General features: G+C 52.3%; 20 protein-coding genes. 5 read left to right on the forward strand and 15 right to left on the reverse strand.

Annotated features, from left to right (window positions below):
* Nucleotides 1-404: 404 nt before the first annotated feature.
* The 6 genes from JL719_RS23000 to JL719_RS23025 form a co-directional block, all read right to left on the reverse strand.
* Nucleotides 405-1,118 (reverse strand): DUF3240 family protein, encoded by a 714-nt coding sequence (locus tag JL719_RS23000; RefSeq protein WP_033156866.1) that lies wholly within the window; start codon nt 1,116-1,118, stop codon nt 405-407.
* Between the two features lie 98 nt (nt 1,119-1,216).
* Nucleotides 1,217-1,522: a DUF3240 family protein gene (locus tag JL719_RS23005; protein ID WP_033156867.1), complete on the reverse strand. Its 306-nt coding sequence runs from the start codon at nt 1,520-1,522 to the stop codon at nt 1,217-1,219.
* The gene (locus tag JL719_RS23010; RefSeq protein ID WP_033156868.1) at nt 1,522-4,581 is read right to left on the reverse strand and encodes an efflux RND transporter permease subunit; all 3,060 of its coding nucleotides are present in this window, start codon (nt 4,579-4,581) and stop codon (nt 1,522-1,524) included. Before JL719_RS23010 ends, JL719_RS23005 begins: the two co-directional genes overlap by 1 nt.
* Nucleotides 4,581-5,672 carry an efflux RND transporter periplasmic adaptor subunit gene (locus JL719_RS23015; protein ID WP_051670012.1) on the reverse strand — a complete coding sequence of 364 codons (1,092 nt, stop codon included), beginning with the start codon at nt 5,670-5,672 and terminating at the stop codon, nt 4,581-4,583. Before JL719_RS23015 ends, JL719_RS23010 begins: the two co-directional genes overlap by 1 nt.
* Nucleotides 5,669-6,979: a TolC family protein gene (locus JL719_RS23020; RefSeq protein ID WP_033156869.1), complete on the reverse strand. Its 1,311-nt coding sequence runs from the start codon at nt 6,977-6,979 to the stop codon at nt 5,669-5,671. Before JL719_RS23020 ends, JL719_RS23015 begins: the two co-directional genes overlap by 4 nt.
* A 127-nt stretch (nt 6,980-7,106) precedes the next feature.
* Nucleotides 7,107-7,472, reverse strand: a complete 366-nt coding sequence (locus tag JL719_RS23025) for a hypothetical protein (protein WP_165385997.1) — start codon at nt 7,470-7,472, stop codon at nt 7,107-7,109.
* A gap of 170 nt (nt 7,473-7,642) precedes the next feature.
* Here JL719_RS23025 and JL719_RS23030 point away from each other — a divergent pair, with 170 nt between their 5' ends.
* The 4 genes from JL719_RS23030 to JL719_RS23045 all read left to right on the forward strand — a co-directional run bounded on the left by JL719_RS23030 (nt 7,643) and on the right by JL719_RS23045 (nt 11,896).
* Nucleotides 7,643-8,614, forward strand: coding sequence for a Tim44 domain-containing protein (locus JL719_RS23030; protein WP_033156870.1), 972 nt, complete (start codon nt 7,643-7,645; stop codon nt 8,612-8,614).
* 6 nt (nt 8,615-8,620) lie between these two features.
* Nucleotides 8,621-9,238 (forward strand): class I SAM-dependent methyltransferase, encoded by a 618-nt coding sequence (locus JL719_RS23035; protein ID WP_033156871.1) that lies wholly within the window; start codon nt 8,621-8,623, stop codon nt 9,236-9,238.
* A 99-nt stretch (nt 9,239-9,337) separates the two neighbouring features.
* On the forward strand, nt 9,338-11,326 hold the full coding sequence (locus JL719_RS23040) for a TOL_0244 family TonB-dependent receptor (RefSeq protein WP_051670016.1): 1,989 nt from the start codon (nt 9,338-9,340) through the stop codon (nt 11,324-11,326).
* Nucleotides 11,327-11,353: 27 nt separating this feature from the next.
* Nucleotides 11,354-11,896: a YfiR family protein gene (locus JL719_RS23045; RefSeq protein ID WP_165385998.1), complete on the forward strand. Its 543-nt coding sequence runs from the start codon at nt 11,354-11,356 to the stop codon at nt 11,894-11,896.
* 187 nt (nt 11,897-12,083) lie between these two features.
* Here the strand turns inward: JL719_RS23045 and phoU are convergent, their stop codons facing one another.
* From phoU to JL719_RS23075, 6 genes are all read right to left on the reverse strand, one after another.
* The gene (gene phoU, locus JL719_RS23050) at nt 12,084-12,803 is read right to left on the reverse strand and encodes a phosphate signaling complex protein PhoU (protein WP_033156873.1); all 720 of its coding nucleotides are present in this window, start codon (nt 12,801-12,803) and stop codon (nt 12,084-12,086) included.
* A 10-nt stretch (nt 12,804-12,813) separates the two neighbouring features.
* Nucleotides 12,814-13,647: a phosphate ABC transporter ATP-binding protein PstB gene (pstB, locus tag JL719_RS23055; RefSeq protein ID WP_033156874.1), complete on the reverse strand. Its 834-nt coding sequence runs from the start codon at nt 13,645-13,647 to the stop codon at nt 12,814-12,816.
* A 36-nt stretch (nt 13,648-13,683) separates the two neighbouring features.
* Nucleotides 13,684-15,339, reverse strand: coding sequence for a phosphate ABC transporter permease PstA (gene pstA, locus JL719_RS23060; RefSeq protein WP_033156875.1), 1,656 nt, complete (start codon nt 15,337-15,339; stop codon nt 13,684-13,686).
* Entirely contained in the window at nt 15,336-17,615 is a 2,280-nt protein-coding gene (locus tag JL719_RS23065) for an ABC transporter permease subunit (protein ID WP_033156876.1), read from the reverse strand. The genes pstA and JL719_RS23065 overlap by 4 nt, the downstream gene beginning before the upstream one ends.
* Before the next feature lie 216 nt (nt 17,616-17,831).
* On the reverse strand, nt 17,832-18,821 hold the full coding sequence (locus JL719_RS23070) for a PstS family phosphate ABC transporter substrate-binding protein (protein ID WP_033156877.1): 990 nt from the start codon (nt 18,819-18,821) through the stop codon (nt 17,832-17,834).
* 80 nt (nt 18,822-18,901) lie between these two features.
* The gene (locus JL719_RS23075; protein ID WP_051670018.1) at nt 18,902-19,447 is read right to left on the reverse strand and encodes a dihydrofolate reductase; all 546 of its coding nucleotides are present in this window, start codon (nt 19,445-19,447) and stop codon (nt 18,902-18,904) included.
* A gap of 56 nt (nt 19,448-19,503) precedes the next feature.
* On the opposite strand from JL719_RS23075, the gene JL719_RS23080 reads away from it, so the two are divergent.
* A complete protein-coding gene (locus tag JL719_RS23080; RefSeq protein ID WP_033156878.1) occupies nt 19,504-20,526 on the forward strand; it encodes an asparaginase in 1,023 nt (340 codons plus the stop codon).
* 85 nt (nt 20,527-20,611) lie between these two features.
* Here the strand turns inward: JL719_RS23080 and JL719_RS23085 are convergent, their stop codons facing one another.
* From JL719_RS23085 to argS, 3 genes are all read right to left on the reverse strand, one after another.
* Nucleotides 20,612-21,172 carry a FlgO family outer membrane protein gene (locus tag JL719_RS23085; RefSeq protein ID WP_033156879.1) on the reverse strand — a complete coding sequence of 187 codons (561 nt, stop codon included), beginning with the start codon at nt 21,170-21,172 and terminating at the stop codon, nt 20,612-20,614.
* A gap of 145 nt (nt 21,173-21,317) precedes the next feature.
* Nucleotides 21,318-21,959, reverse strand: coding sequence for an SPOR domain-containing protein (locus tag JL719_RS23090; RefSeq protein ID WP_033156880.1), 642 nt, complete (start codon nt 21,957-21,959; stop codon nt 21,318-21,320).
* Complete coding sequence (argS, locus tag JL719_RS23095; RefSeq protein WP_033156881.1) at nt 21,959-23,716, reverse strand: arginine--tRNA ligase; 1,758 nt, start codon at nt 23,714-23,716, stop codon at nt 21,959-21,961. Before argS ends, JL719_RS23090 begins: the two co-directional genes overlap by 1 nt.
* Nucleotides 23,717-23,768 lie beyond the last annotated feature (52 nt).

Raw genomic sequence — 23,768 nt, forward strand, 5'->3', positions numbered from 1 at the left:
CGGGTTGGGCGCCCCCAAAGCTTAACTGCGTCCTCGTCGTTGCTGTACGCAAATATACCGGTACGGCACGGATAATCTGAAAAAGTGGAATTGCCTTAAAAAACTTAACTATATCACCCAAAGAAAATTGAAAATCTCTTTTCAGTTCTTCCTAAAAAAGGTAGATATTCATGAATTCCAAATACAAAAAAAGCGCCGCTTAGGCGCTGCCTTTGCCATTGCGAGCATCGCGTCAACAGGGCTGGCCTCTACTAGGGTTTAGGTCAGCGCCACCGGTATCAATCATGGCGGTAACGTGGTCGGTTATTAGACAATTCGCAACAATTACAGGTATGGCTTCAGACCATTCGCTTAATACTTACACCATACTCGACCATCCTAGCGCTTGCTTGCATTATTAAGCGCTAAATTTCGCCCTTCTCGACCACCGGCATGATCCAGTAATGGATACCGGACCCGGCAAATTCGGACTTCAATTTTTCCAGCAAGGCGGAAATAGCCATTTTCTCGGCGTAAATCTGAAAGCGCGCGGTTTGCTGATCGGCATCGTCGGCTTCGGTGAGAAATTTGGTGATCTTATGCTCACCGGTATCGCTATGAAGCAGCTCTTCCTCAAAGCTGGTCAGGCACTCCATCATCGGCCCCTCCATGATAGGCGGCACGATAAATGAAATGGAGAACTGTTGATGATGCACGGTTCGAAAAAAATCATCTTCACTGTTAAAACGATCAGACGCATTTTTGATCACTTGCAGATACTTACCGCGCCTGCGATCACCCTTGCGCTTTTCGATAATATCCGCAGACACAGGCGTCTGATTTTGGCGAGGGTCGTTGTACCAACTACGGTGGTAATAAGGCCTAACCACCACCATTCTGCCGTTAAACCGCCGATTTTTTAAACCTTTAACAACTCTTTGCACGGAAAGCTCAGAATCCAGCGTTACCACACCGTGATATTCGATAGTGCCTATGCGGGTATCCTGTAAGGCCAGAATCTGCACATCGACTATACGGCCGGATTTTCTGAACAAGCCGCGTTTCAAAGCAGGGGCCACAAATTCGGAAATTTCAGTATGCCTGGTATTAGCAGGAATGCGACGCAAAAAGATATTCATAGGGCTATGTGTGGCAAGGAAAATAGCTCATTCAAAAATGTTTAACCGCTGTTCGTCCGAACTGTAGCATCCCCAGTCGCTTTCTGCATGCTTTATGCTTAGATGATGCCTTGTTCGATAGCCGGTACCAGCCAATAATGCAGGCCGGAACCGGTAAAATCCGCCTTTAGCTTAGTCAATAATGCAGAAATGTTTTGTCTTTCGACATACATTTGAAAACGAATTTTGCGTTGATGTCCGGCAACCTGCTCTGCCAGCGACAAACCCTGCTGATTGTGATCGTGAACATTGGCCGGAAAACTGGTGAAACCCTGCGACCATTCCAATGACAGCAAACAATCGACCAGCGCTTCCTCCAGGCTGGGCGGCGCATTGACAGTTAATAAAAACGCTTCGTGACTCATCAGCAACGCTCCGGATGGCGACCGAATAATTGGTAAAGTATCGGCAACAAAATTAGTGTTAACAAGGTTGAGGACAACAGACCGCCGGTAACCACAATAGCCAATGGCCTCTGAATTTCCGAGCCGGGGCCCGACGCAAACAGTAACGGAATCAAGCCGAAGGCAGCGATGCTGGCTGTCATCAGTACCGGCCGCAACCGCCGCCCGGAACCGATAATCACCACCCGCGACAATTCCATACCGGTTGCGCACAGCTGATTAAAATAGCTGACCATCACCACCCCATTCAATACCGCAATACCGAGCAGGGCGATAAAACCCACTGAAGCCGGCACCGACAGATATTCACCGGACAACCACAGCGCGAACACCCCACCTATCATGGCCAGCGGGATATTGGACAGCACCAGCACCGCCTGCCGCACCGAGCCGAAGGTGGAAAACAGCAACAGAAATATCAAACCTAAAGATAATGGAATCACTAGGGAAAGACGCGCGGAAGCGCGTTGTTGATTTTCAAACTGACCGCCGAACGCCACATGAAAACCGCTGGGTAATTGAACACGCTCGGCCACCGCCTTGCGCGCCTCTTCAACAAAACCAACCAAATCGCGGCCCTCAACATTACAGCGGATCACCACGAAACGCTGGCCTTTTTCCCGGTCTATCGACACCACGCCTTCTACCGCTTGAATTTTCGCCACTGCGGTAATCGGCACATGCTCGCCATTCGGCAAACTGATTTGTAAATTCTCGAAGTTGGCGGTGTTACTGTCGCCGCGCAGCAGCAAAGGCGTGCGTTTCACCCCCTCTTGAACAATACCCAGTTGCACGCCTTCGATCTGCGCGCGCAACATATCTTCGATGCTATTACTATCCAACCCGAACCGGCCGGCAGCTTCTCGATCAATGCTCAACTGCAGAAACTGCATGCCTTCATTTTTACGGGTAAACACATCACTGGCGCCGGGGATGGTCTTCAGCACCGCTTCGATTTGTTCGGCTTTATGATTCAACGTATCCAGCTCGGCGCCGAATAATTTGATCGCCACGTCACCGCGCGTTCCCGTTAACATCTCCGAAACCCGCATCTCGATGGGCTGAGTAAAACCAAAGGCTATGCCCGGGGTGTGATCCATAATCTTGCGAATTTCTTCGATCAACTCTTCCTTGCTGTCCATACGCCATTCAGCTTTGGGCTTGAGGATCAAAAACGTGTCGGTATCGTTCAAGCTCATCGGGTCCAAACCCAGCTCGTCGGTACCGACTCTGGAAACCACGGTCTGCACTTCCGGGATATGCTCGAGGATGTTTTTCTGCACCCGGCCGTCCAAGGCCACCGAATCCAGCAAGGTAATGGACGGCAATTTTTCCAGCTGCACGATAATGTCGCCTTCGTCCATCGTAGGCATGAAAGTACTGCCGATCTGGGTGAAGACCAATACGCTGGCCGCCAACATCGCAGCAGCGCCGATAAAGACTTTTTTGCTGTTAGTCAGACACCAGGCCAGAATAGGCTGATACCACTGCAACAGTTTGCGCGGCAACCACGGTTCCTCATGAGACACCTGTTTCAGCAACAGCGATGCTAGTACCGGAATCACCGTCAATGACAAAATCAAGGAGCCCGTTAAGGCAAACACGATAGTCATCGCCACCGGCCCGAACAACTTGCCTTCCAGTCCCTGCAAGGTCAGCAGCGGTAAGAACACGATGACAATGATCAAGATCCCCGACGTCACCGGCACCGCTACTTCGCGGGTAGCGCGATAAATTAGATGCAGCCGCGGTAACCTCTCGGCCTTTTGATGATCGGCCAGTTGCGTAATCACGTTTTCCACGACCACCACCGCACCATCCACCAACATCCCGATAGCGATAGCCAGACCGCCCAGACTCATCAAGTTGGCGGACATACCGAAAGCGTGCATCAGGATGAAGGTCACCAGCGCCGCCAACGGCAAGGCCAATGCGACGGTCAAAGCCGCGCGCAAATCGCCTAAAAACAGAATCAGCAGCACCACTACCAAAACAATGGCTTCCAGCAGGGCTTTGGAAACAGTATTTACCGCCTTGCCCACCAACACCCCCCGGTTGTAGAACACATTCAGGCGCACGCCTTCCGGCAAGCTTGGTTGCAATTCCGCCATCTTACTTTCCAGTTGCTCGATAGTTTGCCGAGCATTGGCGCCGCGCAAACTGAGCACGACCGCTGTCACGGCTTCGCCGTCACCGTCCTTGCTGACTGCGCCATAACGTGTCAACGCGCCGATTCTGACCTCGGCAATATCGTCCACTCGCGTCGGCAGGCCCTCGTGCTGCGCCACCACAATGGCCTTCACATCCTGCTCGTTCTTGATACGGCCTTCGGCGCGCACAATCAACGCTTCCTCGCCTTCGCTCAACCGACCGGCACCATCGTTGCGGTTATTATTTTGCAAAGCGGCTTTTAATTGCTCGGTATCGATATTGCGAGACGCCATGCGGATATTGTCGGGCACCACTTCAAAGCTGCGCACCAGTCCACCCAGCGCATTCACATCCGCCACGCCGCTGACGGTACGCAGAGCAGGGCGGATGGTCCAATCCAGTAATTCTCGCCGTTGCATCAGCGTTAAATCGCCACCCTCGATGGCGAACATGAACATCTCCCCCAGCGGCGTGGTCATCGGCGCGATACCGCCCTGCACACCCTCCGGCAAATTACTCCACAAAGCGTTCAAGCGTTCCGCGACTTGTTGCCTGGCCCAATAAATATCGGTGCCTTCTTCAAAGTCCAGCGTAATATCGGTAATGGCATATTTAGCCAGCGAGCGCAGCATGGTTTGATGCGGAATGCCCAGTAACTCAACTTCAATCGGCGCGGTAATTCTGGCTTCCACTTCTTCCGGCGTCATGCCGTTGGCCTTGACGATGATCTTGACCTGCGTCGGCGACACCTCGGGAAAGGCGTCGATGGGAATGTGCTTAACCGCATAATAGCCGCCGCCCGTCAGCAGCAGTACGCCAAGTAAAACCAACAGCCGCTGGGTCAACGCAAAGCGAATTAACCCCGCCATTACTCGCCGCCTCCCAAACCTAACCAATTGGCTTTCAAGGCCACCGCGCCTTTTATGGCGATTTGCTCGTTGCCGGACAACGGTCCGCTAATCAAGGAATTAGCTTCTTGTTTACCGGTGATAGTCACTTCGGTCACCACAAAACCGTCTTGATTGCGCACAAACACATAGGCGCGCCCTTCGTTCTGCGCAATGGCGGTATTGGGTACGACGAAGCCGGTCTCTGCGCTATTTTGCATGATCTGCACATTGACGTTCTGTCCCACGCGCAAGCCCTCGGCTTTGCCGTCAATCACCGCCCTGGCCAATACCGTCTGATTGTCGTGGTTGACGCTTTGGCCCAGCAGACTAATTTTGGCGGTGATCTCGCTGCCTTTCAGCCGCACCGAATCGCCTAACCTGATGCCGCTCAAGCGCTCCTGCGGAATATTGATTTCCAGCCACAGTTCAGACAAATCGGCAATCCGATACAGCGGTGCCTGCATATCCAAGCGGGCGCCCAAATTGGCCACACGCTCCAATACCACCCCGTCGATGGGCGCGCGAATAGTCAAACGGTTGTCCAGCTTGCGGCTTTGGCCCAAACTTTTAATCTCGGCGGCCGACATGCCGGCCAACAATAACAACTGCCGGGCCTCGTCAGCCTTGGCCGATTTGCTGCTGTGCAGCATTTGGGTTTCCTGCCAGCGCCGCTGCGCAATCACACCTTCCTGCAATAATTTTTGATCGCGGCTGCGCTCTTGGCCGGATAAATTCAGTTCGCTGGTAGCGGTTAAAAATGCTTGCTGTAATCCGACCAGTTCCGGGCTATTCAACTGCGCCAATAGTTGGCCTTTATGGATCTTGTCGCCGATATTGACCGGCAATTGGGTAACCAGGCCGGGCTGGCTGCTACTGATCAACACCTCCCGATCAGCCGGCACCACCACTTTGCCCGGCGCGTAAAACAACGGAATCTGCTGGCTAGCGGTAAGCGGCGCGACTTTTATATCCAAATTGTCGATCTGCTGCTGGGTAATTTTAATCTGGGTATCTTGAGCAAACGCGCTTAAGGCCTGAGTCAAAAACAGGCCGAAGATTAACCGCCTCATGGCTGTACGCCTACTGCTTGGTTGTAGAAAGCGATGTTGCGCTGTAATTTAACCTCCTGCAATTTGGCGTTGCGAATTGCTTCCAGACTACGAGCCTGGATTTTTAAGAGGTCCAGCAGGTTGATTTCGCCGGCCGAGAAGCTGATTTCGGTCATTTTCAGATGGGTTTCGGCGATTTGTTTCAGCTCGTTGGCGATTGCCAGCTCGGCTCGCGTCACTTCCAGGGCATGCTCGGCTTCGTGCAGATTTTTCTCCAATTGCCGGTAAAGATGCTCACGTTGGGCTTTGGCATTGTTCAGCTCCAGATTGACTTTGGCGATTTCCGGCGCGTTATAGGCCTCGCCGCCGAATAGCATCACCACGCCGACGCCGACACTCTCGATGTCTTGCCCGCTGCGGCCATCCCGTTGGCTTTTCGCGCCTACACTAAGTTTGGGTTGATTGATGGGGTCAGTGGTTTTGGTCCATTCGATTTCCGCCTGTTTCCGGTCGATGATGGCATTGATAGCTTCCAGCATCGGATGGTTGCTGGTTACCGAGGTAAGATCGCTTAGTTTTTCCTGATAATTGCCCGGCACCCGCGACAAGGTAGTCAAGCTGGCATAGGCTTTACGGCTATGCATCACTTCCGCCTCGGCTTGGGTGACCAACCCCCGGTTTTGCAGATATTCACCTTTGGCCAGCAACAAATCCGCACGTGGCAAATCGCCCAATTCCACCCGGCGCTCGACTTTCTTCATCAATTGCTCGGAAATCGACAAGGCATTTTGCGCTTGTTGCAAACCGATATTGGCGATTTCCATATTCCACAAGGCGTCTCTGATCAAGCGCGTGACTTCCAGCTTAACCGCCGCCGATTGCTTTTGCGCGGCAACGCCGGCCCGTTCCGCTACCGCCTGACCGGCATCGCGTTGCCCCCATTTCCAGGTCGTGATTTCGACTTGAGCAGAGGCCTCACGCGAACCCAGATCGTCGGCAATTCGGTCATCCATGTAATTCAAACCAACTGCCGTAGAGCCGGCCACCCAAGCGTCACTGCGTTCAGCCAAGGCATTGGCTTCCTGGGCCAAGGCTTCGCCGACCAGGCGATCCGGGTATTTTTCCACGGTTATATCCACTAATTGCGACAAACTCAGCGATGGATCGGTTTCGATGGGATCCATGTGCTCGACAATCAAATTTTCCGAAAACATTTCGCCGCGAGTGGCCGCGTAGCTCTCTCCGACAGGATTTGTTTCGGCAAGGCAAGGCGCCGTAACCAGCAGTAATACAGGTAAACCGCATTTTAGATAACGGTATCCATTCATGGAGCACTCCAAAGCAGTAATTGAATAGAACTAGCAGCCAAACGCCTAACGGGCTGTTGGCCAATTTTTGGGACGAGGGGCCGCCAGGTGTTGACCAAGCCTGCTGCGACAGCGAAGCCAGCCCCTTTCAGAGCGGCGGCGCGCGGGATGGATTGTGACTAAGTACGGGGTCGGGCGCGAACAGCGGTATGTGCGGAGAAAACTTAATGGCTTCGATTTGCCGCGTAACCGCCAAATCGGCAACCACGCTGTCCAGCAGATAGAAAACCGGCGCCAGCCTGTCCAGCCATTGCTGCTGTTTAATCGCAGAGCCCAAATTGACAATACTGTTTTGGGTTTGCAGGTCGTGCTCGACAGCCATCAAGGCGGGGTCGCCATCATGATCGATATGCAGCACTTCGAATTCGTGCAAATGCAGGCCGCCCTTCATGGCATCTCTACCGATATGGGCATGCACCAGCGGCGCTGCCACTTGCAAAAGCAGCAAAAACATAACTAGAAATTGACGCAAATATGCAACCATTTATGTTTTCAGAATGTCTGTGGGGTGTCGTTAATCAGTAGACGGCGGTTGTATAGGACCATGCGAAAGGCTATTCTACTTGAATTACGCGATTTTACCCCGAATATCGGCATACATTTATTCACTTTAGGCAAACACCTATGAACAGAAAGATCGGTACCTTGGCAACATTATTCATTGCGCTGGCCTTACTGCTAGGCAGCGTCCAGGAAGCGCAGGCTAAACGCATGGGCGGCGGCAAGTCTTTCGGTAGCAAGCCGAGCTACAGCACACCGTTTCAACGCTCTACCTCTCCCAGCGGAGCCAGTAGCCAGCCGACCCGTTCGGCCAGCCAGCAACAAGCGGCTGCACAAAATCAAACAGCCAGACAAAACTGGGCTGGTCGCGGCGGCCTGATGGGCATGCTGGGCGGCTTGGCTTTAGGCGGATTATTGGGCTCATTGTTCTTCGGCGGCGCATTCGAAAACATCAATCTGATGGACATGCTGCTGTTTGCCGGCGTCGCTTATCTGCTGTATCGCTTGTTTGCGGCCAGATCACGTCAGCAACCCGCCGCGCCGGCCGGTTATGGGCCCGCGCACTCGCAACCAGCGGAATCGCAAAACTATTATCGCGAGAACCAGCAACCGGCAGCCGGCGGTTCCGGTTTCGATACCGATGTGCTGTTCAAAAAAGGCAGAACAGCAGGATCAAGCAACAATGACTATCAACAAGCCGCTAGTTTCGATGCAAACAAGTTGCCTGCGGGATTCGATCAGCGCGCGTTTTTAAGCGGTGCGGAAAGTGCCTACCGCTACCTGCAAGCAGCTTGGGATAGACGCGACTTGGCGGAAATCCGCGGCTTAACTACCGACAAGGTATTTGTAGAAATTCAAGAGCAGCTACGTACATCCAATGATATTAATAAAACCGATGTACTCAAACTGAGCGCCGAATTAATTGATGTCCGCGAAGCCGGCACGGAACTCGAAGCGGTGGTCTTATTCGACGCGCTGATCAGCGAAGACGGTGGTAAGGCAGAAGCTATTAAAGAAGTATGGCATTTCGTCAAACCCATCAACAGCAATCAAACCCGCTGGTTCCTGGACGGCATTCAGCAATTTGCAGAATAATCCGGCATGACGGCGGACAGCACTAAAGTCAGACAGCGCTACGATAGGCTTGCGCCTTATTTCGATGGCCTGGAAGGCTTTCTGGAAGGCTTGCTGTTTCGCCGTTTACGTAAAAAACTCTGGTCGCAGGCTAGCGGCGCCCACATTTTGGAAGTTGGGGTCGGAACGGGGAAAAACTTCCCGTTCTATCCTGATGACGCCCGAATTACCGCTATCGATTTCAGCCCGAACATGCTGGAAATGGCCCGCCGCAAACAACAGCGTAAACAGATTGCGGTTGATCTGGCTTTGATGGACGTGCAAGCGCTGGATTATGCCGATAACAGTTTCGACACGGTCATCGCCAGTTTTGTGTTTTGTTCGGTACCGAAACCCAGAAAGGGCCTGAAAGAGCTCTATCGCGTTTGCAAACCCGGCGGTCAAGTGCTGCTGTTGGAACACGTTTTAAGTTCCAACAAAGCTTTGGCGATGATGATGAATTTGTTCAACCCGCTGATTTTGAATACTTTTGGCGCCAATATTAACCGACAGACGTTAAAAAGCGTGCAAGCTTGCCCGTTCCAAAAACTATTCGTCGATCCCGCCAGCAGCGACATGATCAAACTGATCCGCGCCATCAAATAAACCCTTCGTCGCAGCGCCGTTAATTGGGGCTGTTTTTACTATTCAATCGCCGGCGTCTACAATGCGCGCGTGCTTAATCGGGCGTAATAGACGGAAGTTATGGCAAACAAGTTAAAATTGACGGGCAACACTCAGCGCTTGACGCTTTTGTGTATTGTCCTGCAAGCAGCCGCCCCAGCCGGGGCGGACAACACCCTATCCCATTTAAAGGCCTTATCTCTCCAAGAGCTGAGTGCGACCACCGTTTCCATCGCCTCGAAAAATCAACAACCTATCAGCGAAACCCCATCGGCGGTATTCGTCATCAGCCACGAAGAAATCAGGCGTTCCGGGATGCAGTCCATTCCGGAACTGCTGCGCAAAGTGCCCGGACTGGAAGTCGCGCGGGTGGATGGCAATCAATGGGCGATCAGTAGCCGCGGCTTTAACGGGATAAATGCCAACAAGCTGTTGGTGATGATGGACGGCCGCACCGTTTACGACCCACTGAACTCCGGCGTTTACTGGAACGAGCAAGACTACCCGCTGGAAGACATCGACCGTATCGAGGTGATTCGCGGCCCCGGTGCAACGTTGTGGGGCTCCAACGCCGTCAATGGCGTCATCAACATCGTTACTCGTTCCGCCCAGGAATCACAAGGCGTATTGCTGTCAGGCGGCACCAGCAAGGAAGAACCCGGATTCGGCACCTTTCGTTATGGCGGCCGACTCAGTCCGGATTTTAATTATCGCGTCTACGGCAAATACAATCATCGCGAGGACTTTCATTTCGGTAACGGCGAAAAAGCCAACGACAGCCTGGATATGGGCCGCGCCGGTTTTCGCAGCGATTGGACCCCCGACGCCCGCAAAAACCTGATCGTGCAGGGCGATTATTTCAATGGCGGCATGCAGCAGTCGCTGAATAGTCTCGACCCGGCATCGCCCATTAGCCCCGACAGCACCAAAAAATATGGCGGTAACCTGCTGTTACGTTGGCAACAAACCCTGGAAAACGATAGCCGCCTACAAATCCGCAGTTATTTCGATCATGCCGTCCGCAACCAAAGCCGACTGGATTATCGGCGCAGCACCTTCGACCTGGATCTGCAGCATGATTTCCGTTGGCAGGCTCATCACGTAACGTGGGGGGCCGGTTATCGCTTCAATAGCGATCAACTTCAGCAAAAACAGGTTCTACTTCACTTCGATCCCTCCGAACGCGATGTGCACTTGTTCAACGTCTTTGCTCAGGACGAATGGCGATTTCTGGCAGACGAACTGCGTTTGATATACGGCAGTAAAGTCGAGCATAACGATTTTACCGGTTTTGAGATCCAGCCTTCCGCGCGGCTGTTGTGGGTGCCCAATCAACAACACAGCCTGTGGGGCGCGGTATCCAGAGCAGTTCGCGTACCGGCCAGAGCCGACCACGACGTCAATGTCTTATTCAACGTAGGCCCCGGAACCACAGCCAACATCATGGGCGACGATAATTTTGACTCGGAGAGCGCAATCACTTACGAATTGGGCTACCGCTTTTTCCCCAACGACATCTTTAACCTGGATACAACGCTGTTTTATAGCGATTACGGCCGGCTGAGCACCACCGAACCGCAAGCGCCGATCATAAACGGCGAAAACACTACTGTCCCGTTTCTGATTGCCAACAAGGCAAAAGGTGAAGCCTACGGCTGGGAAACCGCATTGAATTGGCGGATGTCCGAACGCTGGCGCGTGCAAGGTAGTTACAGTCTGTTTGCAATTGCCTTGCACCAGCGCGACGGTAGCCTGGATAGCGCGGCGACAGTCGCTGAAGGCAATAGCGCCCGTAACCGTTTCAACCTCAGTTCCTACTTCAATCTGCCGTATCAATTGGAATTTGATGCGCATTGGTATTACACCGACCACCTAATCAATCAGGTGCCGGCCTATCATCGGCTGGATCTGCGCTTGGGCTGGCAGCCGAATCTGCATTTTGAATTGGCTGTCGGCGCGCAGAATTTGCTGGACAACCGGCATCTGGAATTCAGCCCAAATATAGATAACGCGGTAATCAGTAGCGAAGTTGAACGCAATTATTACCTTAAAGCCACGGTACGCTACTAGATGCGGCGTCCAAGCCTACGCAAAGTTGTGACACGCACCGGCGCGGTTGCGCGGCGGTGCCTGTTAATGCTGTTGTTGGCCTGTTTACCGCCGCTGCAATCATCGGGCACAGCGGGTGAACCGCGCTTTAACGAGACGGAACTTAAAGCGGCGTACTTATATAACTTTGCCTATTTCGTTACTTGGCCGACCACCCACAAGGAATTTTTGTTTTGCAGTTACGCCAATTCGCCGGTCACCGGCGTACTGGCCAAGCTGATCGAAGGTGAGCGGGTAAACGATCTACCGATGCAGATGGTTATCGACCCGATACCCGAACAATTGCACGAATGCCAGGTGATTTATATTCCGGCACAACAGGAAAGAATTCTCGCGGCGACCCTGGAGTTTGTCAGACCCTTTCCAGTGTTGACGGTCAGCGATATTGCCGATTTCGAACACCGCGGCGGCATGATCCGACTGGCTAACGACGGCCTCCGTGTTCAACCGGTCATACAACTGAAAAATGTAACGCGAATAGGTTTGACGATTAGTTCCAAGCTATTGCGCAGTTCGCGGCTAATTGAGTAGCTGCCGGCAGCAATTTTCCGGGCAATTTTGAACATGGCTTGATGAGTTACTGAACTCGCCACTGCACAAGGATCTGCATCGGCGCCGTCGAATGATTTTGAAACTGGTGAGCAGCACCCCCAAGTATCTAAATCAGTAAAGCAGGGTAAAGGATTAACCGTTACCCTGAATCAAATTGACCTTATCGCTAGCGAGCCGAATTAACAGTACGCTCCAATTCTTCGCGGCTGAGATGGCGCACATCCTTGCCTTTCACCATGTATATGACCTGCTCGCAGACATTGCAGGAGTGGTCGCCTATCCTTTCCAGCGCGCGCGCAGCCCATAGCATATCCAGAGCTCTGGTGATGTTACGCGGGTTTTCCATCATCTGCGTGATCAACTGCCGGGTGATACTGGTGTATTCCCGGTCAACCTTGGCGTCCTGCTCGGTGATGGCAATCACCTCTTCGACATCGTTCCTGGCATAGGCATCCAGCGCGCCGTTCAGCATATCCTTGACCAAGTTCAGCAGATGTTCGATTTCGTAGTACTTGTCTTGATAATAATCGGCACCTTCCAAACGCATGGTCATTTTGGCGATACGCGCCGCTTCGTCGCCAATCCGCTCCAGATCGGTGATGATTTTGATGGTGGCGATCAACATGCGTAAATCAAAAGCCGCCGGCTGACGTTTGGCCATGATTTCGGTGCATTCGTGGTCGATGTCTTTTTCCATCTCGTTGACATACTGATCCTGCAACACCACTTTTTCGGCATTTTCCATGTCGTTACCCATGAAAGCCTTAGTCGCCAGATCGACTTGCTGCTCGACCAGGCCGCCCATGGTCAGCACCTTGTTGCGAATATCTTCCATCTCCTCGTTGAATTGGCGGGAAATGTGCGATTTGATTTTGCTGTTATCCATTGTTTACCTCCTAGCCGTACCTGCCGGTAATGTAATCTTCAGTTTGTTTTTTTGCCGGATTGGTAAACAACTCGCTGGTTTCACCAAATTCGATTAATTCACCCATGTACATAAAAGCGGTGAAATCGGATACCCGCGCCGCCTGCTGCATGTTGTGAGTAACGATCACTATCGTATATTTTTCTTTCAATTCGTTAATCAATTCTTCAATTTTTAGCGTCGAGATCGGGTCTAGCGCCGAGGCCGGTTCGTCCAACAGAATCACTTCCGGCTCGATCGCGATGGCGCGGGCGATCACCAGCCGCTGTTGCTGACCACCCGACATACCCAAGGCATTATCGTTTAAACGGTCTTTCATCTCGTCCCATAACGCGGCGCCACGTAGGGATTTTTCCACGACTTCATCAAGGATGCGCCGGTCGTTAATCCCCTGAATCCGCAGCCCGTACGCCACGTTTTCGTAAATGGTTTTCGGAAACGGATTGGGTTTTTGAAACACCATGCCCACGCGCCGGCGCAAAGCCGCAACGTTGACCGATTTATCGTATATATCCTCGCCGTCCAGCAGAATCTTGCCTTTGATGCTGACGCCATCGACCAAATCGTTCATCCGGTTGATGCAGCGTAATAAGGTGGATTTACCGCAGCCGCTGGGACCGATATAGGCCGTCACTTTCTTACGCGGCATTTCCATGTTCACGCCATGCAAGGCCTGCTTCTGGCCGTAAAACAAATCCAGATTTTCAACTTTGATGCAGGTTTCCAATTGCTCAACGCTCTTTCTGTCTTCCCTTTTCAACGCGCTAATGTCAATGGCGTGGGTATTCTTTTGGGCTGTTGTCATGATATAGGGTCCAGTCTTCCGGATGGATATGCGAATTTAATTTTCCAGGGCGCGGTATTTTTCCCGCAAATTGTTACGTATCGAGATAGCGAACATGTTCAAGCCGATAATCACCATCACCAGTAGCAGTGACGTCGCGTAAACCAAAGGTCTGGCCGCTTCGACATTCGGGCTCTGGAAGCCGACGTCATAAATATGAAATCCCAAATGCATAAACTTTCTGTCCAGATGCAGATAAGGAAAGTTGCCGTCCAACGGTAAGGTCGGCGCCAATTTCACCACACCAACCAGCATCAACGGCGCCACTTCACCGGCGGCGCGCGCCACCGCTAGAATCAAGCCGGTCATGATCGCCGGACTAGCCATCGGCAATACCGTGCGCCACAGCGTTTCGGCTTTAGTCGCGCCCAGCGCCAAGCTGCCTTCACGTATCGATTTGGGAATCCGCGACAAACCTTCCTCGGTGGCGACGATCACCACCGGCAAGGTCATCAAAGCCAGCGTCAGCGAAGCCCATAATAAGCCCGGCGTACCGAACACCGGTGCCGGGGCCGCTTCCGGGAAAAACAGGCGGTCGATGTTGCCGCCGATGATATACACGAAAAAGCCCAAACCAAACACGCCGTAAACGATGGACGGCACGCCGGCCAAGTTATTAACGGCAATGCGGATCACGCGGGTGATAAAGCCTTGCTTGGCATATTCGCGCAGATAAACCGCAGCGATGACGCCGAACGGCGTCACCACAACCGCCATCAGCATCACCATCAACACGGTACCGAAAATAGCCGGAAAGATACCGCCCTCGGTGTTGGCTTCACGCGGCTCATCGCTAACAAACGTGGCGAAATTGCCGACATATTCGATACATTTGTCCAGCACGCTCATCGTGTTGGGGCGGGTCATTTTCACCACCCGATTCAAGGGCAGGCTAATTTCTTTTTGTCCGGCTTCCGCCACCACCAAGCTGTAGCGTTTGCTTTCCTTGCTCAACTTGCCGATTTGTTGCTGGATGGCTTGGTATTGTTTTTCGTATGTCTGCTTTTGCGCGGCAAATTCCTGCTTGGCCGCATCGTTCCAGGCACTTTTCAACTCCAGCGCGCGTTGCTTCAAACGCAAGCGCTCCAATTCATAGTTGATCGCCCCAACTTCGTGGTCTTGTAAACTATCGATTTCGTCGTGCTGCTCCAAGACTGTCGCCAGTTTTTGTTGCGCCACTTGCCAGGCCTGATCGCCTTGGGCAATCACCGCGCCGTCTTCCTTAACCGCTAACAAGCGGCCGTAGAAATTACCCCACTCGCGACGTTCGACCATGATCAAATCGTCCGGCGTGGATTGGCTGTGAATATATTGCTGCTGAATCCAGCGAAAATCGCTACCGAGAATATCGCGGTTACCGGTTTTTACCAGATGCTGCACCAGGTATTCGCCGTTATCCAGCAACTCATGGCCGGCAGCCTTGGCTTGCGCGGCCGGTAATAGCGAAGTAGCCACCGCTTCGCCAATGATAGAACTCTCCGGGCCATCGCGGTCTTGATAGCGATATTCGATAATGTCGGCCGGCCAAAAATGCCCCAAGCCCCGTACCGCAATAAGCAGTAGCAAACCCACCACCAGTATCAGATTTAAACTGACCGCGCCGGCGGTCATCCATATCCAGGGCGAACCGCTCTTAAACCATGCTTTAATCATAATGAGCTGTATTTTTGTCTTAGATTCTGCCGAATGACTTCAGCCAGCGTGTTGACTACAAACGTGAACATGAACAGTACCAAGGCCGCCAGAAACAGTACGCGATAGTGGGTACTGTTGACTTCCGATTCTGGCATTTCCACCGCGATGTTAGCCGACAGTGTGCGCAGCCCCTGGAAGATGCTCAAATCCATCACCGCAGTATTGCCAGTGGCCATCAGCACGATCATCGTCTCGCCGACCGCACGGCCGAAACCGATCATAATGGCCGAGAAAATACCCGGACTGGCAGTCAGCAACACCACCTTGGTCATGGTTTGCCAAGGCGTGGCACCCAGCGCCAACGAGCCGGTGGTTAAATGCTTGGGCACACTGAAAATCGCGTCTTCGGCGATGGAGAAAATCATCGGAATGACCGCAAAACCCATGGCCAAACCAACGACCAAGGTGTTGCGCTGGTCGTAACCGATTCCAAATTCCTCGCGCATCCAGGTGCGCAGATCGCCTTTAAAACACAAGGCTTCGATAGTCGGACTTAACTGAAAAGCCAGCCAGGCGCCGAATATCACCACTGGGATCAGCACTACCGCATCCCAGCCGTCGGGGATTTTGTGGCGGGTTTGTTCCGGTACGAATTGCCAGAAATAGGCAAAAATCATCACGGACAGCGGCACAACCATCAATAATGCAAAAATCCCGGTGAGATTGGCTTCCACGAAAGGTGCCAGCCACAAGCCGGCTAAAAAGCCCAAAATCACGGTCGGCAAGGCGCCCATGATTTCCACGCCCGGCTTTACGTACTGCCGCACGCTGGGCGCCATGAAATAGCCGGTATAAATCGCTCCAAATAAGGCCAACGGCACGCCCATCAGCATCGCGTAGAACGAGGCTTTTAAGGTGCCGAACACCAGCGGCGTCAAGCTCATTTTCGGTTCGAAATCGTTACTGGCCGCCGAGGATTGCCAAATGTAATCCGGTTTTGGATAGCTTTCGTACCAGACTTTGTTCCATAACGAACGCCACGATACTTCCGGATGTTCGTTTTCGATAGTCCAATGATTGATTTTGCCGTCTTCGGTTTGCAGTAACATGGCATTGGCGCGCGGCGATAAGGTGACGGCAACAGGTTTTCCGCCAGCAATTTTTTCCTTGATCAATTCCCGCTCGGCGGTGGAACTGTAAATGCCGATCTCGCCGTTGGCGTCGGCCGCCAGCATACCTTTGCGGCGCTGTTCCGGATTGATGGTAATAATCGGCGCGTCGGATACTTTAAACGCCCGTAGCTTCTCGATACTGAAATGGTTTTGCTGGTCGCGGACCATTGACCATTGCGCCATCACACCGCTGGTGTCGCCGATCAGCAGAGAAATATCGCCGTTCAGAAATTCCATGCTGCTGATTTGCACGCCTTGGTTTAGCACATTCAATTTATGTTTGATCTCGGGTTTGCTCTTGTCGAGAATATCAACGACAGTCAAATCCCCTGCGCGGCTGGCCAGGTAGAGGTTGCGCAACTCTTTATCCAACAGGATAAAATCCACGTCATCCGCGGCCATCTCAACCAGTGAATCGGTGGATTCCCAAGTGCCTTCGTCGTCGAACAGCGATTCTTTTTTACTAAGACTGCTCAGCACCATACGGTTATCAGCGGTTTTAGCCAGCAAAGTGCTGTTTTTATCGCCTAACTTCACCGCCAGCTTGGTGAGCGCCTGGCCTTGCTTATCCACCACTAGTGGTTCGGCCCCTAAGGGATATTGAATAGCGGGGGTAATGACCCGCTTGCCGCCGGGATAAGACAATTTGTAATCATGCTTGACGACCACGGCACGACCATCGGATAAACCAAAGGCAATCACGCCTTTATCGACACCGCCATGCGCGTAACTGGTAATTTGTACTTGCTCGGGGATAGGTAGGGTATCCACGCGAATCAGTTGACCCGTGGCAACGCTAAAAAATATCGCTTTGCCGGTGTCGGTAAACCGCACCGCCACTTCGTTCTGTTCTTCCATCGACAGGAAAACGGTATTGCCCAGCACCTGCTCGGGCACGTCATAACGGCCGACCACTTCCGCGTGGGAGGGCATCAGTATCGGGAAAACCACATACAGCAGATAGAAAAAGATTAACACCACCGCCAGGATAATGCTCAACCCGCCGGCTACGACGCCGCGAGCCACCATTTTGTCCTTTACTAGCCGCCAACGCTGATAGCGCTCACTGGTCGCCGTCTGAAACAGCGTGGCTTTCGCTTGAGTGGAATGGACTTCAGTCATAACTAGGTATCGTGAGTTAACAAAAAGCGGCGCCGAACAATCGCAACGCCTTCAGAGACAAAAAAGCCGATAAAACTACAGAATTATCGGCTTGATAGTATACAAGATCATCCACCATTACTTGGCGAGAGGGGCAATGACATTGTTGGTATTAGCCAATCCCTTGCTGCATCCATGCAGAATTGTCCCTTTATCAGGCATCCTTGGCTGATGTAATTACTGAATCAGAGTTAGAGCTTTTTCGACTGCCTTGGCTGGCAATGGAATGTAGCCGTCCTTGATCACGACTTGTTGACCGGTTTTAGACAACACCATTTTGATGAACTCTTTTTCCATGGGGGCCAGCGGCTCGTTAGGTTTTTTGTTCACGTAAACGTACAAGAAACGAGACAGCGGGTACGCGCCGGATGTGGCATTTTCCGGAGTGGCCTCAACAAACGGCTGGCCATCCTTCAATGCCAGTGGCACGGCTTTTACGCCCGAGGTGGAATAACCGATACCGGAATAACCGATGCCGTTTGCCGACGTCGTAACCGATTGCACGACCGACGCAGAACCAGGCTGTTCGTTGACGTTACTTTTGAAGTCACCTTTGCACAGTGCTTCGTCTTTGAAGAAACCGTATGTACCGGAAACCGAGTTACGGCCATACAGCTGAATAGGTTTGTTTGCCCAGCCGCCCGTCAGGCCGGCTTGGCCCCAGGTGGTGATGTCAGTGGCATAACCGCATTTACGGGTTGAAGACAAGATCGCATCCACTTGCGGAAGGCTCAAGCCTTTAACCGGATTGTCCTTGTTGACGAAAACCGCCAGCGCATCGATAGCAACCGGAATCGCAGTGGGTTTGTATCCGTATTTGCTTTCGAAATCGTCGATTTCGTTGTCTTTCATTTTCCGACTCATCGGACCCAGGTTAGCGGTGCCTTCGGTCAAAGCTGGCGGCGCGGTTGACGAACCGGCTGCTTGAATCTGAATGTTGACGTTGGGGTAAATCTTGCCGAATTCTTCGGCCCACAAGGTCATCAAGTTAGCTAAAGTATCCGAGCCAACGCTGGAGATATTGCCGGACACGCCGCTAGCTGCCGCGTATTCGGGCAAAGCGGGGTCCAAAGTCGCGGGAGCCGCCACAGCTTCGCCGCCGACTAAAGCGGCCGATGCAAAACCAAATCCTAAAACCAGCGATTTCAGCTTGAATGTATTTTTCATATATTTTCTCGAAATGTTTAAAACTTAAGATTCATATTGCCAACCTAGCGTGACAATAGTATGAAGCAAATGTGACAGTTTTATGACAACGCACCTAATCCTGAGCGGCCGCGCAAATCCAGCACGCCACTAAAGCCAGGCCGGACGTTTTCCAACTTTAAAAAACTGTAGCTAAAATCAACGGCTTGATCATTTTCAACATCCTCTCTGACAAGCTCCCGCCATTGCCTGGCATCAATCTCCGGAAAAAAGGTGTCACCCTCGAAGGTTTTATGGATTTCGGTCAGATACAAATAATCGGCATACGCCAGCATGGCTTCATATAAGGTGGCGCCGCCAATCACGAATAGCTCCGGGCTATCGGCATAGCATTGCAACACGCTATCGATGTCGCCAAACACCCGGCAACCGGGCTGTTGATAACTCGGGTCGCGGCTGATAATGATATTCTCCCGTCCCGGTAAGGGCCGACCGATGGCCTCAAACGTTTTACGCCCCATCAATATCGGCGCGCCCATGGTGATTTGTTTGAAGCGTTTCAAGTCGGCCGAGAGATGCCAGGGCATTTGGCCGTTCAGGCCAATGGCGCGATTACCGGCCATCGCCACGATCAGTGATATTTTCATGCGGAGTGTTTAAGATGGGCTTTGTGAGCAAAACATCATACTAGAAACCATCGTTTATGAAGAAAAACATCCTGCTGATATTTACCGGCGGCACCATCGGTTCGCAGCTCAGCGGCGACACCATCAATACCGACGGCAGCGCCGGTTTTAAGTTATTGCAACGCTTTGCGGAACACGACGCCAAGCCGGATTCGGTTAACTTCAAAACCTTGCAGCCCGTGCAGATTCTCAGCGAAAACCTGCATCCCAGCCACTGGCCCCAGATCATCGCTGCAGTTGAAACTGAGGACTTAAGCCAATTCGACGGCATCATCGTCACCCACGGCACCGACAGCCTGGCTTTTAGCGCCGCCGCACTAAGCCTGTATTTCAATGGATTGGCGATTCCGCTGCTGCTGGTTTCCAGCGATTTGCCGCTGGATAACCCGCAAGCCAACGGCGTGGCGAACTTTCTGTGTGCGGTGGAATTTATCCGCCAAATTGGTCTGGCCGGCGTGTTTGTGCCCTATCGCAATCCAGGCCAAGCGATGCTGATTCATCTCGGCAGTCGACTATCGTCCTGCCTGCCCTTAAGTAGCGATTTTATCAGCGTGCAGTCGCAGGCCTGGATGTGCTTCGAGAACGGATGCTTCCACTCTCTGCAAAATTTGGCGCCCGGCGCGCGCGCGCCGATTGCGCTTAAACCAGACTTTTCCAAACGAATATTGTTGATCAGACCTTACCCAGGCCTGGATTACGCTGCTTACAATCTCGACAAGGTCGATGCATTACTGCACGACCTCTACCACTCCGGGACGGCTTGCGCCTCTGCCGCAGCAGGAGAGCAATACAGCTTGGTGGAATTCGTCAAACACTGCACCAGGCAGGGCATCAAAACTTATCTGGCACCGGCGCTATATTCGGAAAGCGCATACGCCTCGACTCGCGAGCTACTGGATGTGGGCGCGGAAATGATCTGGAATACGTCGTTGGAAGCGGCTTACGCTAAATTGTTATTGGCTTACGGCAATTTCGATACGCCGCAGGCAATTTCTGGGTATTTGGCACAGAACTTGGCCCACGAGCAACTGGGTAATTAGAGGGGGACTTTAGTGCGTCGAGCCTGATGGCTAAACTATAGCGAGGAGCGGATTGCCTAAAGGCAATCCGCTTAATATCTGGGTGCTATGGCTTAGCTGGCGCGGGTGCTGGCGGCTTTTTAACCAAAACTTTGGCATCCGGCCCCATCGACACAGAATAGTCGGTGGAAGAAATCACGTTCTGACTGGCGATGTCCACAACCCTTAGCGACACATAGACATTGTTGTAGCCAGGAGCAAACGATCCTACAACGACCGCTTTAGCCCCGACGTTATTTAAAGCTTCCTTGGTTTTATCAGGCAGTTGCAGGATACCGGCTTCGTTTTTAGCAAAAATTTCGGTAGGCAGTTCCATACCCATCACCCGGTAACCGGAACGATGAAAGGCCGAGGAAATTTGATCGGAGACAATTCGGCCAAACGCCAGTGTTTGCTCCAGTTCTCCGAGATTAACCAGCGAATTGATAACCACCAGACTACCTCTGGGCAAAGGCTCGCGCAAATCGAGAAGGAGCTGATCGACAGCCTCGTAGCTTACCTCGACCAAATCGTCATCTTTGACTTCGCTAGCCCGAAAACCCCGGCTACAACCGCTCAGCATGATCAGCGCCAAAGCCATCAGCGCCATCGTCTTTTTGTTAACCATAAGACCTCTCCTCTCGTAATTGTTGAAGTTATCAGAGCTTAAAACAGCAAGCCAGTCAATCTAATTTACTACCGCAGTATACACAGCATTGCGCTGGAGAATTGCTTGAACAATGCCAGGCAAATCCCTGGATTTTTTTGAACGCTTATTGACCGCTTTCGGTAACAATCACACCGATGCCGTTTTTCTGCAGCAATTCCTTAATCGTGGAAACGCTGGCGGGATTATCGTAGGGACCGACCTTAACCCGATGCCAGATAACATTGCCGACTTTAGCCTTTTCGACCCGGGACTCTATGCCGAGCGATGCCAGCTTGGCCTTATGGCGATCAGCCTCCGCTGCCTCCCGGAAGGAACCTGCCTGCATAATGTATTTGGCCGCCTTGGTTTTACCAACTAGCTGCTCGCGCACCCGGGTTTTGATTTCGTAGTCGGGCACCACTACTTCCGCTTGTGGCAGTATGGTATAAAAATCGTAACGCGGTTCTTCCGGCTCCGCTGGTTGCGGCGGCTCCGCCGGTTTTTCCGGCTCAACGACCGCTTGAGTTTGCGGTTTGACCGGTAACTCTTGCTTTAACTTCTCCACTACTTGCGGGATCTCCGCCTCCGACTTGCCTGCCACCAACTCCGGTACCATTTTGCGGATCATGTTCAAAAACACCCCAAAAGCTACAATCAGCGCGATGACCAGCAACCAGCGCCAAGGTGCGACCGAGGACTTTTTCGGTTTTCTACGGCTGTTGGTGTAACTGGGACTTTGAACGCGGTGCTTATAGTCTCTGGCCATTACATCGCTTCGGGTGCATTGATTTTCAATAGGGATAGGGCATTGACCAATACCTGTTTCACGGCACAAATCAAATTGATGCGTGCGTTGCAGAGCTTATCGTCGTCCACCAGGAACTGGTGCGCGTTGTAATAACTGTGGAACTGATTGGCCAGTTCACGCAAGTAATGAATCAATTGATGAGGTTCGTAATTCACAGCAGCACGTTCCAAAGTTTCCGGGTACTTGGAAAGTGTAGTCAGTAACGCGGCTTCCTGCTCTTCGGTCAACAGATTCAGATGCTCCATACCTAACTGCGGATTGCGTTGCCGGCCTTTTTCGTCGAGCTGGCGCAACACGCTGCACACCCTGGCATGCGCATACTGCACATAATAAACCGGATTTTCGTTGCTTCTGGAAGTAGCCAATTTCAAGTCGAAATCCATATGTTGTTCGGATTTACGCATCACATAAAAAAAGCGGCACGCATCTCTACCCACTTCGCTGCGCAGTTGCCTTAGGGTGACAAATTCGCCGGAGCGGGTCGACATCTGTACTTTTTCGTCGCCGCGATACAAGATCGCAAATTGCACCAGCAATACTTTCAGTTTGGATTCGTCGGCGCCCAAGGCTTGCATCGCCGCTTTCACGCGCGGAATATAGCCATGGTGGTCGGCACCCCAGATGTTGACGATTTGATCGAAGCCCCGATCCAATTTGTGCATGTGATAGGCAATATCAGAAGCAAAATAGGTGGTCTGGCCGTTGTCGCGCACAACCACTCTGTCTTTTTCGTCGCCCAGGCGACTGGAGGCAAACCAAGTAGCACCTTCCTGCTGATAAAGATAGCCGGCCGCATCCAGACGCTGCAAAGCCTGCTCAACGGAATGATCGTCCATCAGCGAACGCTCGGAAAACCACTGTTGATAACTCACGCCGAATTCAGCCAAGTCGTCTTTGATGTCGTCCAGAATTTCGTCCAGACCGGCTTGAAATACCTCTTTATAAGCCTCGCCGAGCAAGGTTTTGGCTCGGTCGATCAACGCATCAATGTGTTTTTCCTTATCGCCGCCTTGCGGTTCGTCGGCGGGCAAATCCGCCATCACTAGCGCGGCAGCTCTGCGGTAGGCGTCGCCGGCTTTCTTATGCAAATTCGCGGAAATATCTCGGACATACTCGCCGCGATAGCCATTGCTAGGGAAAGGCAGAACTTCGCCACAGGCTTCCAGATACCGCAACCAGACGCTGGTGGCGAGAATATCCATCTGCCGGCCGGCATCGTTCACATAGTATTCGCGTTCGACTTCAAAACCGGCTGCCGCCAGCAAATCCGCCACCGCAGAACCATAAGCCGCGCCGCGGCCGTGGCCGACATGTAAAGGCCCGGTGGGATTGGCGGAAACGAATTCGACTTGCACTCGCTTGCCAACGCCGATCTTGCTCAAACCGTATTCCGACCCAGTATCGAGTATCTGTTTGACGACCTGAAATTGGCTATCGGGATTGATGAAGAAATTGATAAATCCGGGGCCGGCGATATCAACCTTGGTGATCAGCGCATCGCTCGGCAGCGCCGCGACGATTTTTTCGGCCAGCTGTCTAGGATTAAGTTTGGCCGGCTTGGCCAGCAACATCGCCAAATTGGTGGCGAAATCGCCGTGTTGCGCATCGCGGGTGCGCTCCAAATTGATTTGCGCAATAAAATCGTTTTCGAGAATACCTTGAGTTTTAAGGGCTGTAACGGCTTGTTGTAACAGGGATTCCAGCTTTTGTTTCATCGCGTTGAAAAATGGGGATTTATCGGAAAATACCCTGCATTATCCATGAAAA

The organism is Methylomonas sp. LW13 (assembly GCF_016865255.1).
Taxonomy (GTDB): Bacteria; Pseudomonadota; Gammaproteobacteria; order Methylococcales; family Methylomonadaceae; genus Methylomonas.

What these genes read in the sequence shown, in the direction of transcription:
- JL719_RS23030 (WP_033156870.1), top strand. Translation starts at nt 7,643, where the DNA reads ATGAACAGAAAGATCGGTACCTTGGCAACATTATTCATTGCGCTGGCC.
- JL719_RS23015 (WP_051670012.1), bottom strand. Translation starts at nt 5,672, where the DNA reads ATGAGGCGGTTAATCTTCGGCCTGTTTTTGACTCAGGCCTTAAGCGCG.
- JL719_RS23080 (WP_033156878.1), top strand. Translation starts at nt 19,504, where the DNA reads ATGAAGAAAAACATCCTGCTGATATTTACCGGCGGCACCATCGGTTCG.
- JL719_RS23065 (WP_033156876.1), bottom strand. Translation starts at nt 17,615, where the DNA reads ATGACTGAAGTCCATTCCACTCAAGCGAAAGCCACGCTGTTTCAGACG.
- phoU (WP_033156873.1), bottom strand. Translation starts at nt 12,803, where the DNA reads ATGGATAACAGCAAAATCAAATCGCACATTTCCCGCCAATTCAACGAG.
- JL719_RS23085 (WP_033156879.1), bottom strand. Translation starts at nt 21,172, where the DNA reads ATGGTTAACAAAAAGACGATGGCGCTGATGGCTTTGGCGCTGATCATG.
- JL719_RS23075 (WP_051670018.1), bottom strand. Translation starts at nt 19,447, where the DNA reads ATGAAAATATCACTGATCGTGGCGATGGCCGGTAATCGCGCCATTGGC.
- JL719_RS23040 (WP_051670016.1), top strand. Translation starts at nt 9,338, where the DNA reads ATGGCAAACAAGTTAAAATTGACGGGCAACACTCAGCGCTTGACGCTT.
- JL719_RS23025 (WP_165385997.1), bottom strand. Translation starts at nt 7,472, where the DNA reads ATGTTTTTGCTGCTTTTGCAAGTGGCAGCGCCGCTGGTGCATGCCCAT.
- argS (WP_033156881.1), bottom strand. Translation starts at nt 23,716, where the DNA reads ATGAAACAAAAGCTGGAATCCCTGTTACAACAAGCCGTTACAGCCCTT.
- JL719_RS23035 (WP_033156871.1), top strand. Translation starts at nt 8,621, where the DNA reads ATGACGGCGGACAGCACTAAAGTCAGACAGCGCTACGATAGGCTTGCG.
- pstB (WP_033156874.1), bottom strand. Translation starts at nt 13,647, where the DNA reads ATGACAACAGCCCAAAAGAATACCCACGCCATTGACATTAGCGCGTTG.
- JL719_RS23020 (WP_033156869.1), bottom strand. Translation starts at nt 6,979, where the DNA reads ATGAATGGATACCGTTATCTAAAATGCGGTTTACCTGTATTACTGCTG.
- JL719_RS23070 (WP_033156877.1), bottom strand. Translation starts at nt 18,821, where the DNA reads ATGAAAAATACATTCAAGCTGAAATCGCTGGTTTTAGGATTTGGTTTT.
- JL719_RS23090 (WP_033156880.1), bottom strand. Translation starts at nt 21,959, where the DNA reads ATGGCCAGAGACTATAAGCACCGCGTTCAAAGTCCCAGTTACACCAAC.
- pstA (WP_033156875.1), bottom strand. Translation starts at nt 15,339, where the DNA reads ATGATTAAAGCATGGTTTAAGAGCGGTTCGCCCTGGATATGGATGACC.
- JL719_RS23010 (WP_033156868.1), bottom strand. Translation starts at nt 4,581, where the DNA reads ATGGCGGGGTTAATTCGCTTTGCGTTGACCCAGCGGCTGTTGGTTTTA.
- JL719_RS23000 (WP_033156866.1), bottom strand. Translation starts at nt 1,118, where the DNA reads ATGAATATCTTTTTGCGTCGCATTCCTGCTAATACCAGGCATACTGAA.
- JL719_RS23005 (WP_033156867.1), bottom strand. Translation starts at nt 1,522, where the DNA reads ATGAGTCACGAAGCGTTTTTATTAACTGTCAATGCGCCGCCCAGCCTG.